The organism is Variovorax sp. P4_B10 (assembly GCF_056402375.1).
On sequence record NZ_JBFUHN010000128.1, the window covers coordinates 1 to 12,515 of the forward strand.

Below are 12,515 nucleotides of genomic sequence, written 5' to 3' on the forward strand. Positions count from 1 at the left end.
GATAGCGCTGCTGGTTGTAGTAGTTCCGCTCGTCGGCATTGCGGCCGATCTGGTTCCCGATGATGCCGCCGATGGCTGCACCACCCACCGTGCTGGCCGTGTTCCCGCCGATGGCATTGCCCACCAGCGCACCGCCCACCGCGCCTACACCCGTACCGAGGTTCTGGTTGGGGCCGCTCGCGCAACCTGCGATCGTCATGACCGAGGTGGCTGCAGCTGCGGCGATCCAGAGACGTTTATTCATGATGTCCACCTTTCGAGGAGTGATGGTTCATCATCGTCAAAGGCACTGCCGGCCCTGTAGGAGCCTGCCGCGCCTGCCTGTGCGGTGTGACGGGCCGCCCTGCGTGGGACAGCAGGCGTGCTTTGGCTTTACAAAACTCCGTGTGCGGGCGTCAGAGCTGCCGGCTGCGCGCCAATGGCGGGTTCTGCGCGAAGTAGCGCTGGATGCCGCGCATGAGCGCATCGGCCAGGCTCTCCTGGTAGTCGACGCGGCGCAGGTTGGCTTCTTCCTCGGGGTTGCTGATGAAGGCCGTTTCCACCAGCACGCTCGGAATGTCCGGCGCCTTCAGCACCGCGAAGCCGGCCTGTTCGACCTCGCCTTTGTGCAGTCGCGCACCGATGCCCCTGATTTCGCCGAGCATTGCGCCGCCGAGCTTCAGGCTGTCGTTGATCTGCGCCGTCGTGCTCATGTCAAGCAGCGCGCGCTGCACCTGCACTTCGTGGTTGCCGACGTTGACGCCACCGACCTTGTCGGCATCGTTCTCCTTGTTGGCGAGCCAGCGCGCCGCGCTGCTCGACGCGCCGCTCTGGCTCAGCGCGAAGACGCTGGCGCCACGCGCGGCTGGCGTGGTGAACGCGTCGGCATGGATGCTCACGAACAGGTCGGCCTGCACGCGCCGTGCCTTCTGCACGCGCACGCCCAGCGGCACGAAGAAGTCGGCATCCCGCGTGAGAAAGGCGCGCATCGGGTTGCCGTTGACGCTGCCGGCGTTGATGCGGTCGCGCAACCGGAATGCGACCTGCAGCACGATGTCTTTTTCGCGTGTGCCGCTGGGGCCGGTGGCACCCGGGTCTTCGCCGCCGTGCCCTGGGTCGAGCGCCACGATGATGATGCGGTCGGTACGGCTCGCCGTCGCGCCACCGCGTGCGGCGGCAGCGACGGGGGGTGAAACGGGCCTGACGGGCGCGGTGCCCACCACGGGCGGCAGCGGTGGCGGTGCCACGAGCACGGGTGGCGCGGGAGGCCGGTCGGCACCCGCCACGACGGGCGGCGCAGGCGCTGCCGGGCCGGGACGCATCGACTGCTGCGCCATGAGCTCGCCCAGCGGATCGCCCGCAGGCAATGCGGGGCGCGCCGGGGCAGGTGCGGCACCTGCTGGGGGCGCAGCGGGTACGGAAGGCGCAATGCCCGCCACCGCCGGGCCGTTGCTGGGCGCGCTGCCGGGCTTGGGCGCATCGCGCAGCCGCTCGGCAATCAGCGCCTCCATCGGATCGATGGCCTGCTCGGGGTACAGGTCGAGCACCAGCCGGTGCTTGTAGGCGGCCACGGGCGCCAGCGAGAACACCTGCGGCCGCACCGTCTGCTTCAGGTCGAACACGATGCGCACGACAGTCGGCGCGTTCTGCCCGACGCGCAGGCCGTTGATGTAGGGGTCGCCGGGCTTGATCTTGCCGACCAGTTCGCGCAGCTCGGTGTTGAGCTCGATGCCCTCGATGTCGACCGCCAGCCGCGGCGGGCTGCCCACCACGAGCTGCTGCGAACTGAGCCGCGCATCGGATTCGATGGTCACCCGGGTGTAGTCGGCGGCGGGCCAGACGCGCACGGCGAGGATGGTGGCGCCGCGTGCAATCTGGTGCACGCCGAGCATCAGCGCGATGCTGCCGCCCTGCAGCAGCACGCGCCGTTTCAGGCCGGCCGCCTTCATGCGGCGATGCGCGCCAGCAGATCGCTGCCGCGAGGGGTGTTCGCGAGGAGGGTCACGCTGCGTGTGTCGTCTGTCATTGCTTCTATTTTAATAGCTAGGTCGGCAAGTGGAGTGCGGCCCGCGGCGTTTTCCGGCCATTCGGCCAGCTTGAGGCCGGGGCCCGCGAAGATGTCGCGGAAGCCGGCGTCGTCCCATTCGCGCGGATCGGCGAAGCGATAGAAGTCGAAATGGAAGATCGCGAGCCCGTCGGGCGTTTCGTGGGGCTCGACCACTGCATAGGTGGGGCTCTTGATGCGGCCTGCGATGCCGAGCGCGCGCAGCAGGTGTCGCACGAAAGTGGTCTTGCCGGCGCCCAGGTCGCCCTGCAGCGCGATGAAGGCATCGCGCAATGCGGGCGAGGCCGCGAGCGAACGCGCCAGGGCGTCGGTGTCGGCTTCGCTGCACCAGCGCAGGATGCGGGTGTTCTTGGGCGTTTCTACAATCGGCAAGTGATCGTCAGCCATCCACTCGTTGTTCGTATTCAGGCTTTGGCCCGGGAACTCGGATTCTCCCAAATCGGAATCGCGGGCGTCGATTTATCGAGCGCCGAGGACGGTCTGATGCAATGGCTGGCCCATGGGTTCCATGGAGAAATGCAATACATGGCAACGCACGGCACGCGCCGCGCGCGTCCCGCGGAGCTGGTGCCGGGCACGGTGAGCGTGATCACCGCGCGCATGGACTACCTGCCGCGCGACACCTCGCCCGACTGGCAGGCCATCGAGTTCGACCGCCTCAGGCGGCCCGGCGAGGCCATCGTGTCGGTCTATGCGCGGGGCCGCGACTATCACAAGGTGGTGCGCGGCCGCCTCGCGAAGCTGGCCGAGCAGATCGCCGAAGAAGTCGGCCCCTTCGGCCATCGCGCGTTCACCGATTCGGCGCCGGTGCTGGAGGCCGAGCTGGCGTCGCGCAGCGGGCAGGGCTGGCGCGGCAAGCACACGCTGGTGCTGGACCGCGATGCGGGGTCGATGTTCTTCCTCGGCGAGATCTATGTCGACATGGCGCTGCCCGAGAGCGAGCCGGTCACCGCGCATTGCGGCAGCTGCAGCGCCTGCATCGACGTGTGCCCGACAAAGGCCATCATCGCGCCGCAGCGGCTGGACGCGCGGCGCTGCATCTCCTACCTGACCATCGAGCACGGTGGGCCGATTCCGCCGGAGCTGCGGCCCCTGATGGGCAACCGCATCTACGGCTGCGACGACTGCCAGCTGATCTGCCCCTGGAACAAGTTCGCGAAGAAGAGCGAACTGCCGGACTTCGATGCGCGCGAAGGGCTCACGGGGCGCACGCTGGCCGAGCTTTTTGCGTGGAGCGAAGAAGACTTCCTGCGGCGCACCGAGGGCAGCCCGATACGGCGCATCGGGCACGAGCGCTGGCTGCGCAACATCGCCGTGGCGCTGGGCAATGCGGTGAGGGCGGGCGAGAGCGGTGCGCGGGAAGCGCTGGCGACACGCGCGGACCATCCGAGCGAACTCGTGCGCGAGCATGTCGCATGGGGCCTGGCGCAGCAGGCGGCGAAGCCGCGTCTTTAAGCGGGCAGGATCTCGCGTACGCGCTCCCAGGGGCGGCACATCAGCGTGCCACGCGGCGAGACGACGATGGGGCGCTGCAGCAGGATCGGGTTCTCGACGATGAAGTCGAACAACTGGTCGTCGGTCCACTTCGGATCGGCCAGCTTCAGTTCTTCATAGGGCGCTTCTTTCGTGCGCAGCAGGTCGCGCGCGCCCATGCCCATGGCCTTCGACAGTTCGCGCAGCTTCTTCTTCGAGGGCGGCGTCTCCAGGTACAGGACGATCTCGGGCTCCACACCGCTCTCGCGGATCAAGCCCAGCACATTGCGCGAGGTGCTGCAGTTGGGCTTGTGGAAGATGGTCATCGGGTAGGCGGTGGTCGGGGTGCGTGCAGTCATGGCGTCGATTATGGGAAGAACAGGCCTCAGCTTTTCTGGACCGAGGTGTCCATCGTGAAGGGAAAGCGCGCCGCCCAGAAGTCGGCCAGCCGAGGATCGGCATCCACCCGCCGCACCACCCGGGCCATGCGTGGCGCCACGCGGTAGAAGCGCCTGCGCTGCGGCGTCCAGCGCGACATCACGGTCACGTACAGGTCGAGCATGCTGAGCTTCTCGCCGAGCAGGTAGGGGGCGGGTTCGTCGATCTGCGTGTCCATCAGTTGCCAGCAGTGCGCAATGCGCTCGGCCGTGCGTTCGAGCATCACGGCCTGCGCCGCGGGATCGGGCGCGAGGCGCGTGGGATCGTCGCGCACCCAGAAGAGCGAATAGATGGCGGCCGGCAGATAGACCATCCAGCGCAGGTAGCGCGCGCGCAGCGGATCGTCCGGCGCGGGGCAGAGCCCGGCTTCCGGATAGCGGTCGCCGAGCCAGATCAGGATGGCCGCGCTCTCGGTCATCACTTCGCCCGAAGGCAGCACGAGCGCGGGCACCTGGCGCATCGGGTTGATGCCCGCCACGCGTTCGCGCTCGGACTCGCCCTCCCAGGGGGCCATGTCGACGGTTTCGATCTGCGCGCCGATCAGCGTCAGCGCCGCATGGACCGGCGTGGCGCCCGAGCCGGGCGCCCCATAGAGGGTGTAGCGGTCGTTGGAGGCAGAGGATGCAGAAGCCATCCGCCCAGATTACTGCAGCCGCGTGCCTGTTGTCACGCAGCCAGCAGCGCGTCGACCTTCTTCAGGCCTTCGAGCGTCTTGAAGCAGGCCTCGGCCACTTCGGTGCCCTTGACCGCGAAATGGCGGTGGAAGTACTTGCGGTGCTCCACATGCTCGTGGAAGTGGTGCGGCGTGAGCACGGCCGAAAAGATCGGCACGTCGGTCTCGAGCTGCAGCGACATCAGCGTGCTGACCACGGTGTTCGCGACGAATTCGTGGCGGTAGATGCCGCCATCCACCACCAGCGCACAGCCGATGATGGCCGCGTACTTGCCCGAGTTGGCGAGGCGCTTGGCATGCAGCGGAATCTCGAAGGCGCCCGGCACGTCGAAGATGTCGATGATGTCGCGCGACACGCCGAGGCGGTCCATCTCGGCCAGGAACGCATCGCGCGCCTGGTGGACGATGTCGGAATGCCACTGCGCCTCGACGAAAGCGATGCGCTCGCCGCGCGGTGCATCCGACGCGGCAATGGCGGAGAGGGGAAGGTCGTTGATCTGACTCATGGTGTGCCTCTGAAAAGCAGGTTTCCTGAATCAGGGCGCACGAAACCGCAAGCCAGACCGCGCGCTCATTGCAAAGCGCGCGGGCCGACCCGCATTTCGCGCTCTCTTTCATCCGGACTGTGACCGTCGGCTTCGGAATCGCACCGAAATCTGCTGACCCTGGGGCTTGTTGCAAGCACCAGGCGCTCGCGGGCTTGTGCGGCCTTTTACGCCGCCATCACCGCCGGTGGGGAATTGCACCCCGCCCTGAGAACGCTTGCCCCGGCTTGCGCCGGAGCGAGGTGGATTCTAGGCAAGACCGCAAACACCTGCTGTCACCCAGGAGCCAAAGCCCCTCGGCGCGCCGAGGTGAGGCGTTCAGCGCCCGGCGAGGAACAGCGTCATGTGCTGGAGTTCGTCGTCGAGGGCCGCGCGAAACGGCGCATCGCGCGGCTTCTTGTCGACATAGCCAAAGCCCGGCTGCACCCTGCCCCCGGGCGCGGTCACGTTGGCCCAGCCGATCACGCGGTCGTGCCACAGCAACGGCAGCGCGTAGTAGCCGAATTGGCGCTTCGGTGCCGGCGTGTAGGCCTCGAACTTGTACGTCCAGCCCCACAGCAACTCGAAGCGGCGGCGGTCCCACACGACCGGATCGAAGGGCGCGAGCAGGCGCACCGCGTCGTCGGGTGCATGGCGCTTCGAGGCCGGGTTCTCGCCGGCAGGCCAATACCAGGTGGTGCCGTCGATGCGGCAACTGGCGAGTTCTTCGCGGGCCAGGCGCAGGGCCGCCTGCGTTTGCGCGGAGAGGTGCGGCGCGCCGTAGCCGAGCAGGCGGACGAGGTAGGTCAGGCTTGCCGCTGGCAGCGGCGCGTATTTGCGCACCACCAGTTCGATCAGCGCGGCGGCGCGCTGCGCGCGGCCGGCGGGGCTGTCGTCGGCGGGCTGGTGCGTCACGGCCTCATAGACGCGCGTGCCGCTGTCGCGCCGCACCACGCGCAGCATGCCGCGGTAGTGCATGCCGTCGAGCAGGTGCGTGGTCGCGTTGCTCGAACCGCCCCAGTAGTTCTTGACGCGGCCGTGGGCGAAGTGCTGCTCGACCTGGCGCGGATGCACCGGGCCGTGCTCGCGCACATAGGCCAGCACGTCGGCGGCCTTGCGCCGCGTGTCGGCATCCCATGCACGCTTGGCTTCGCGCGGATGCATCAGCGCCAGGTGTTCGCGAGGCAGGAAGCCGTAGTTGACGAGGCAGTCCTCCTCGATGGCGAGGCGGGTGTAGCGGCTTTCCAGGTCGCCGGCGCGGTAGTCCTTCACGCGATGGCGCAGCGTGAGGTCTTGGGCGCGGGCCGGTGCGCGGATCGGGTCGGCCTGCACGAAGCCGAGCTGGCGGATCGCACCCGGCAGGGTTGTGGGCTTGAAGAGGGTGCGCGCCACCGCATAGCGGCGCAGGTCGTCGAGGGTCGGGTCAGCCATGGGGCGAATTGCAGCACAAGCGGCTGCCTCTCGCTTCGCGAGGATCGATTGCCCTATGCCTCGTGCTTTGTTCGGGGGCGGCGCTCACGCCGACGGTGTGCTCTGCTCCGCGAATGTCCCCCGGCGCGGCCTAGGGCCGCAGGCCTCCTCCTTTATTTCGCTGCGCAGAGCACACCATCGGCGTGATCGTTCAGAGCACTGGTTGATCGGCCGCAAACCCACAGCGTGCCCTGTGCACGCGCCCTGAACAACAGCGCCCCGAATGCACCCCCGAGAAAAAGCGACCCGCAACTGAACCGTGCTGAAGTTAGACCGCCTGTTTATGCCGCTCGATACACATGTCGAGTGTCTCGCTGCCGGCCCGCTGCCACCAGTCGAGGCTCGAGAAGATCTCGACCTCGCTGAAGCCTGCGAAACCGGCGTCCTCGACCCAGCCGCGAATCTTCTTCAGCTCGACCACGCCGTCACCCATCATCCCGCGGTCGCTCAGCAGGTCGCGCGTGGGCGTGAGCCAGTCGCAGACGTGGTACGCCAGCAGCCGCTCACGGCCGGCGCGGGCGATCTGCTGCTGCAGCTTCGGGTCCCACCACACGTGGTAGATGTCGAGCGCCACGCCGAGCATGCCGGTCTTGCCCGCGTCGAGTTCGTCGCAGATGTCGAGCGCATGCTCGAGCGTGTTGATGCAGGCGCGGTYGGCGGCCTGCATCGGATGCAGCGGTTCGATGKCGAGCGGCATGCCGACTTCGCGGGCGTATTCGAGCGATGCGGCGATGCCGTCGCGCACCTCGCCGCGCGCACGGGCGATGTCCTTGTACGCGGGCTTGCCTTCGAGCGCGCCGGGCAATGCGCCGACAACCAGCACGAGGCAGGGTGCGTCCAGCGTCTTGGCTTCATCGATGGCGCGGCGGTTGTCGTCGAGCGCAGCCTTCAGGCCTGCCGCGTCGGCGGCGGGGAAGAAGCCGCCACGGCAGTAGCCCGAGAGGCCGATGCCGTGGGCTTTCAGCTGCTTCGCTACCTTGTCGAGCCCGACGGCGGCGACCTGGTCGCGCCAGGGGCTGATCGCGCGGATGCCGCGCTCGGCACACTGGTCGATGATGCGATCGAGCGGCGCCTCGGCGCCCAACTGCTTGCGGATGGTCGCGGTGTTGATCGACAGCCAGTCGTGGTTCTGCGAGAAGTCGCGCATGGGTTGCTTCAACCTTCCACGCCGTGCAGGGCAAGCAGCGTCTTCATGCGTTGAACCGCCAGTTCCGGCTGCTCCAGCAGATTGGCCGCATCGGCCAGGCGGAACAGTTCGGCAAAGTGCTGCAGCGAGCGCGTGCTTTGCTGGCCGCCCACCATCGTGAAGTGCTTCTGGTGGCCATTGAGCCAGGCCATGAACACCACGCCGGTTTTGTAGAAGCGCGTGGGCGCCGCGAAGATGTGGCGCGACAGCGGGACCGTGGGGCCGAGGATGGCGTGGAACTTCTCGGTGTTGCCCTGGGCCAGCGCGCCCAACGCGGCGCTGGCTGCAGGGGCGATAGCGTCGAAGATGCCGAGCAGCGCATCGCTCTTGCCGTGCGTCGGTTCACTGCCGAAGCCATCGCCTGCGATCAGCTCGGCGTAGTTGAAGTCATCGCCGGTGTACATGCGCACGCCTGCCGGCAGCCGCCGGCGCATCGAGATCTCCTTGTCCTTGTCGAGCAGCGAGATCTTGATGCCATCGACCTTGTCCGGGTGTGCGGCGATGATGCCGAGCGCCGTGTYCATCGCCGCGTCAACATTCTTCGTGCCCCAGTAGCCGGCCAGCGCCGGATCGAACATGTCGCCCAGCCAGTGCAGCACCACGGGCTGCTTCGCCTGGCGCAGGATGCGGTCGTACACGCACTCGTAGTCGGCGGGGCTCTTTGCCACGCGGGCCAACGCCCGGCTCGCCATCACGATCAGCTTGCCGCCGAGCGCCTCGATGGCGGCCATCTGTTCCTCGTAGCCGCGGATCACGTCGTCGACGCTCTTCACTTCGTCGATGTCCAGGTGGTCGGTGCCGCAGCCCGAGGCGACCAGCGCGCCGGGCACGTCCTTCGCCGCATCGAGCGATCGGCGGATCAGCTCGAGCGAGGTCGGCCAGTCCAGGCCCATGCCGCGCTGCGCGGTGTCCATGGCCTCGGCCACGCCCAGGCCCAGCGAGAACAAATGACGGCGGTAGGCGATGGTGGTGTCCCAGTCGACCGTGCATTGCAGCCAGGGGTCGATGGCGGCGAGCGGATCGGCGACGACGTGTGCCGCCGAATAGGCGATGCGGTTGAACCTGACGCCCGCATCGGGTTTCACCGGCGCGGTGCCGCGCAGCGTGTAGGGCGCGAGCGCACCGCCCGCGGTGGGAAGGGTCAGCGAAAGTGCCATGCTGCCTGCCTCAGATCTTCAGTGGAGGCACGTCGATCCAGCGGCGGTCCTTCCAGGACTCGAGCGCAGCCTCGACCAGCTGCACGCCCTTCGCGCCTTCGGGCAGCGTCCACTTGTAGGGCTCGTTCTCGACCACGTGGCGGATGAAGTGCTCCCACTGGATCTTGAAGCCGTTGTCGTAGACCTGCGAGTCCGGAATCTCCTGCCACTGGTCGAAGAAATTCATCATCTGTTTCTCGTCGGGGTTCCACACCGGGCGCGGCGTGGCGACGCGCGACTGGGCGCGGCAGCTCGAGAGGCCCGCGACGGCCGAGCCGTCGGTGCCGTCGACGTGAAAGGTCACGAGGTCGTCGCGGCGCACGCGCGTGACCCAGCTCATGTTGATCTGCGCGATCACCGGCTCGCCGTTGTGGCCGGTGAGTTCGCAGGTGGCGTAGGCCGCGTCGTCGGCGGTGGCTTCGTAGGGCTTGCCGGCTTCGTTCCAGCGCTTGGGGATATGCGTCGCGCCGATGCACGAGACCGACTTCACTTCGCCGAACAGGTTGTCCAGCACGTAGCGCCAGTGGCACATCATGTCCAGGATCATGCCGCCGCCGTCTTCCTTGCGGTAGTTCCAGCTCGGGCGCTGGATGGGCTGCAGGTCGCCCTCGAACACCCAGTAGCCGAACTCCAGTCGCACGCTGAGCATGCGGCCGAAGAAGCCGGCGCGGCGCAGCATGTCGAGCTTGCGCAGTCCGGGCAGGAAGAGCTTGTCCTGCACGGCGCCGTGCTTCAGGCCAGAGCCTTCGGCGAGGCGGGCGATCTCGACGGCTTCGTTGAGGTTGGTGGCGATCGGCTTCTCGCAGTACACGTGCTTGCCCGCGCGGATGGCCTTGGCCAGCAGCGTGGGGCGCATCTGCGTGGTGCCGGCGTCGAAGAAGATGGTGTCGTCCTTGTTCTCGAGCGCCTTGTCGAGGTCGGTGCCCCAGCGCGCGATGTTGTGAGCCTTGGCGAGCGCTTCCATCTTCTCGGCGTTGCGGCCGATGAGGATCGGGTCGGGCATGACCCTGTCGCCGTTCGACAGCGTGACGCCGCCTTGCGCGCGGATCGCGCAGATCGACCGGATCAGGTGCTGATTCATGCCCATGCGGCCGGTGACGCCGTGCATGATGATTCCTAGACGTTGGGTGGCCATCGTTTTCTTCCTTGGGATGCGAGAGGGGTGCTTCAGTAGACGGAACGCATGGCGTCCCACGAGATGCCCGCGCCGGGAATGCCGGTGGCAAAGCCGGGCGCGGTGGCGAGCGACGACAGGGCTAGCTGTCCGTCGCGGATGGCGAGGCGCACGGCGCCATCGCTCGGTTCGTAGAGGCCGGGATGCAGCTTCAGCAAGGCTTGCTGCTCGGCTTCGGGTACGGCTGCGAGGCCGTTGACGTAGTGGTGTCCGTTGCGCTCGACGTGCGAGAGGCCGAGCCAGGCGACCAGCGCGAGGTCCTGTTGCACGCCGATGCCGGCCTGCATGGTCAGGTCTTCGCCGGAGAGGAAGTAGCGCGAAGTGCCTTCGGCCGCGTTCCACTGCGCGCAGCGCGCTGCGTTGACGACAGATTTGTAGAAGCCCTTGCAGCTCTTGCTCGACACGCCCGTGTAGCCCAGCGCACGGGCCTGCACGAAGGCGTCGAGCGTGGCGTCGGATTCGTCGATGAGCAGGGGAATGCGCTTGCCCAGTGCCGACACGTCGCGCTGCAAGGCGGCATCGCGGCGGATCGGTTGTTCGACGAAGAACGTCTTCTGCGCGAGTTTCCACAGCACGGGTGTCGAGAGCATGCGATCGAGAAAGACGGCGAAGGCATCGGCGTCGGCATATTGTTCGTTGCCGTCGAGCGTCACGAGCTGGGCGTGGCCGTCGATCACGCGGGCGATGCGTTCGAGGCGCGCGATGTCCTGTGCGGTACTGCCGCAGAGCTTGAGCTTGAAATGCGTGAGGCCGTAGCGGCGCACGGCGGCGGCGAGCGTGGCGGGCAGGCCGTCCCTGGGGGCGTCGGGCAGTGCATCGCTGTCGTCGATGGCGTCGGCCAGGCCGACGGTGTGGCGCGCCGCAATGCCTGCACGGGGCGATTGCCTGGCCAGGAAGCCGGGTATGTCGAATCCCGCGAGATCGTCGGCCAGTCCGCTGCCTGCCATGTCGATGCCGCACAGATTGGCGCTCATGGCGGCTGCGAAGCTTGCGCCCGTGTGCAGGCACAGCGCATCCAGCACGGCGCGATCGATCAGCGCCGGCCCGTAGCTCGCGACCAGCGCCTGCAGGCCCTTCGCTTTCGCGCTGGCTTGCAGCGCGGCGTAGTTCGACGCGAAATGCGTCCAGGCGGTCTGCGCATCGTCTTCACCGACATAGGCGTCGCGCGCATCGCGCAGGGCGAAGCGCAGCTGCTCGAAGTTCTGTTCGTTGTTGAGCGCAGGGTTCTTGTCGAACCACTTGGGCACCATCATCTCGGCGGCGCAGCCTTCGGCCGTGCTGCCGTTCTCGAAGCGGATGCGCGCCCGCACAAACACCTGCGGGCAGGCGGTAACGGTCGCCGCGCCGAAGCGGAACGGCAGCCGCAGCGCCACGTCGCGCTCGGCGAAGCGGATCTCTTCGATGTGGAAACGGGGCGCGTCCATGGCTCGCAATCAGTGGTCCAGGATGCCCTGCGAGAAGAAATGCGCGCGCACCACCTTCGTGTGCGCGCCGAACTCGGCGGAGGCCATCATGTCGAGCGTGCGCGGGCGCGGCAGCTCGATGTCGTAGACGGCGGCAATCGAACCCGGGCGCTCGCTCATCACGATCACGCGGTCCGAGAGAAAGATCGCTTCGGGGATGCTGTGGGTGATCAGCATCACGGTCTTCTTCGAGGCCATCCAGATGCGCTGCAACTCGAGGTTCATCTTCTCGCGCGTCATCGCGTCGAGCGCGCCGAAGGGCTCGTCCATCAGCAGCACCGACGGATCGTGCAGGAGCGCGCGGCAGATCGATGCGCGCTGCTGCATGCCGCCCGAGAGCTGCCAGGGGTACTTGCCTTCGAAACCCTTGAGGCCGGCCATCTCCATCAGCGCGCGCGCCCGGGCCTGCGAGGCGGCCTTGGGCAGGTGGCGCATCTCGGCCTGCAGCAGGATGTTGTCTTCCACGCTGCGCCAGGGCAGCAGCACCGCGCTCTGGAACACGATGCCCACGTCCTTCTGCGGTCCCTTGATCGGCTTGCCGGCCAGCGTGAGGTCGCCGCCGCTGATCGGCAGCAGGCCCGCCACCATCTTGAGCAGCGTGCTCTTGCCGCAGCCCGAGGGACCGACCACCGAGACGAACTCGCCTTCCTTGATGGCGAAGTCGAGCGGCTTGAGCGATTCGACCGGGCCGTCCTTGCTTTGGTAGGTCTTCGAGACGCCGCGCGCTTCGATCAGGTTGACTTGGGACATAGGATGCGTGAGGGGTGCCAACAGTAAGCGCGCAGGCGGGAAGAAATCAGTTCGGCAGGAAGTCGAGCGTCACGTAGTCCTCGGGCTTGCCGCGCGTCGACGGGTCCATGCCTCCGTACTGCAC

At 67.5% G+C, this 12,515-nt stretch carries 13 protein-coding genes and 1 riboswitch; of the genes, 1 reads left to right on the forward strand and 12 read right to left on the reverse strand.

The genetic code is table 11. The annotated features are described in order from the left end of the window. The 3 genes from AC1DXX_RS31805 to tsaE form a co-directional block, all read right to left on the reverse strand. On the reverse strand, positions 1–244 hold a 244-nt coding region (locus AC1DXX_RS31805), incomplete at its 3' end, for a glycine zipper domain-containing protein (RefSeq protein WP_478138192.1). Positions 245–395: 151 nt separating this feature from the next. Beyond that, positions 396–1,928, reverse strand: coding sequence for an N-acetylmuramoyl-L-alanine amidase (locus AC1DXX_RS31810; RefSeq protein WP_478138193.1), 1,533 nt, complete (start codon positions 1,926–1,928; stop codon positions 396–398). Beyond that, positions 1,925–2,431, reverse strand: coding sequence for a tRNA (adenosine(37)-N6)-threonylcarbamoyltransferase complex ATPase subunit type 1 TsaE (gene tsaE, locus AC1DXX_RS31815; protein WP_478138194.1), 507 nt, complete (start codon positions 2,429–2,431; stop codon positions 1,925–1,927). The genes AC1DXX_RS31810 and tsaE overlap by 4 nt, the downstream gene beginning before the upstream one ends. On the opposite strand from tsaE, the gene queG reads away from it, so the two are divergent. Beyond that, complete coding sequence (queG, locus tag AC1DXX_RS31820) at positions 2,417–3,499, forward strand: tRNA epoxyqueuosine(34) reductase QueG (RefSeq protein WP_478138195.1); 1,083 nt, start codon at positions 2,417–2,419, stop codon at positions 3,497–3,499. The genes tsaE and queG overlap by 15 nt on opposite strands. Here the strand turns inward: queG and arsC are convergent. The 9 genes from arsC to AC1DXX_RS31865 all read right to left on the reverse strand — a co-directional run bounded on the left by arsC (position 3,496) and on the right by AC1DXX_RS31865 (position 12,391). After that, entirely contained in the window at positions 3,496–3,876 is a 381-nt protein-coding gene (gene arsC, locus AC1DXX_RS31825) for an arsenate reductase (glutaredoxin) (protein ID WP_478138196.1), read from the reverse strand. The two genes, queG and arsC, sit on opposite strands and share 4 nt — an antisense overlap. 26 nt (positions 3,877–3,902) lie before the next feature. Continuing rightward, positions 3,903–4,589, reverse strand: coding sequence for a glutathione S-transferase family protein (locus AC1DXX_RS31830; RefSeq protein WP_478138197.1), 687 nt, complete (start codon positions 4,587–4,589; stop codon positions 3,903–3,905). 32 nt (positions 4,590–4,621) lie between these two features. Beyond that, a complete protein-coding gene (locus tag AC1DXX_RS31835; RefSeq protein WP_478138198.1) occupies positions 4,622–5,134 on the reverse strand; it encodes a 6,7-dimethyl-8-ribityllumazine synthase in 513 nt (170 codons plus the stop codon). A gap of 96 nt (positions 5,135–5,230) precedes the next feature. Then, a riboswitch (FMN riboswitch) is annotated at positions 5,231–5,392 on the reverse strand. Positions 5,393–5,491: 99 nt separating this feature from the next. Beyond that, entirely contained in the window at positions 5,492–6,583 is a 1,092-nt protein-coding gene (locus AC1DXX_RS31840) for a DNA glycosylase AlkZ-like family protein (protein ID WP_478138199.1), read from the reverse strand. A 307-nt stretch (positions 6,584–6,890) separates the two neighbouring features. Continuing rightward, a complete protein-coding gene (locus tag AC1DXX_RS31845) occupies positions 6,891–7,769 on the reverse strand; it encodes a sugar phosphate isomerase/epimerase family protein (RefSeq protein WP_478138200.1) in 879 nt (292 codons plus the stop codon). 8 nt (positions 7,770–7,777) lie between these two features. Further along, the gene (locus tag AC1DXX_RS31850; RefSeq protein WP_478138201.1) at positions 7,778–8,965 is read right to left on the reverse strand and encodes a dihydrodipicolinate synthase family protein; all 1,188 of its coding nucleotides are present in this window, start codon (positions 8,963–8,965) and stop codon (positions 7,778–7,780) included. Positions 8,966–8,975: 10 nt separating this feature from the next. After that, a complete protein-coding gene (locus tag AC1DXX_RS31855) occupies positions 8,976–10,139 on the reverse strand; it encodes a Gfo/Idh/MocA family protein (protein ID WP_478138202.1) in 1,164 nt (387 codons plus the stop codon). A 32-nt stretch (positions 10,140–10,171) separates the two neighbouring features. After that, a complete protein-coding gene (locus AC1DXX_RS31860) occupies positions 10,172–11,602 on the reverse strand; it encodes an enolase C-terminal domain-like protein (RefSeq protein ID WP_478138203.1) in 1,431 nt (476 codons plus the stop codon). Between the two features lie 9 nt (positions 11,603–11,611). Continuing rightward, on the reverse strand, positions 11,612–12,391 hold the full coding sequence (locus AC1DXX_RS31865) for an ABC transporter ATP-binding protein (RefSeq protein WP_478138204.1): 780 nt from the start codon (positions 12,389–12,391) through the stop codon (positions 11,612–11,614). Positions 12,392–12,515: the final 124 nt, after the last annotated feature.

What these genes read in the sequence shown, in the direction of transcription:
- AC1DXX_RS31810 (WP_478138193.1), bottom strand. Translation starts at nt 1,928, where the DNA reads ATGAAGGCGGCCGGCCTGAAACGGCGCGTGCTGCTGCAGGGCGGCAGC.
- tsaE (WP_478138194.1), bottom strand. Translation starts at nt 2,431, where the DNA reads ATGGCTGACGATCACTTGCCGATTGTAGAAACGCCCAAGAACACCCGC.
- arsC (WP_478138196.1), bottom strand. Translation starts at nt 3,876, where the DNA reads ATGACTGCACGCACCCCGACCACCGCCTACCCGATGACCATCTTCCAC.
- AC1DXX_RS31830 (WP_478138197.1), bottom strand. Translation starts at nt 4,589, where the DNA reads ATGGCTTCTGCATCCTCTGCCTCCAACGACCGCTACACCCTCTATGGG.
- AC1DXX_RS31835 (WP_478138198.1), bottom strand. Translation starts at nt 5,134, where the DNA reads ATGAGTCAGATCAACGACCTTCCCCTCTCCGCCATTGCCGCGTCGGAT.
- AC1DXX_RS31840 (WP_478138199.1), bottom strand. Translation starts at nt 6,583, where the DNA reads ATGGCTGACCCGACCCTCGACGACCTGCGCCGCTATGCGGTGGCGCGC.
- AC1DXX_RS31855 (WP_478138202.1), bottom strand. Translation starts at nt 10,139, where the DNA reads ATGGCCACCCAACGTCTAGGAATCATCATGCACGGCGTCACCGGCCGC.
- AC1DXX_RS31860 (WP_478138203.1), bottom strand. Translation starts at nt 11,602, where the DNA reads ATGGACGCGCCCCGTTTCCACATCGAAGAGATCCGCTTCGCCGAGCGC.
- AC1DXX_RS31865 (WP_478138204.1), bottom strand. Translation starts at nt 12,391, where the DNA reads ATGTCCCAAGTCAACCTGATCGAAGCGCGCGGCGTCTCGAAGACCTAC.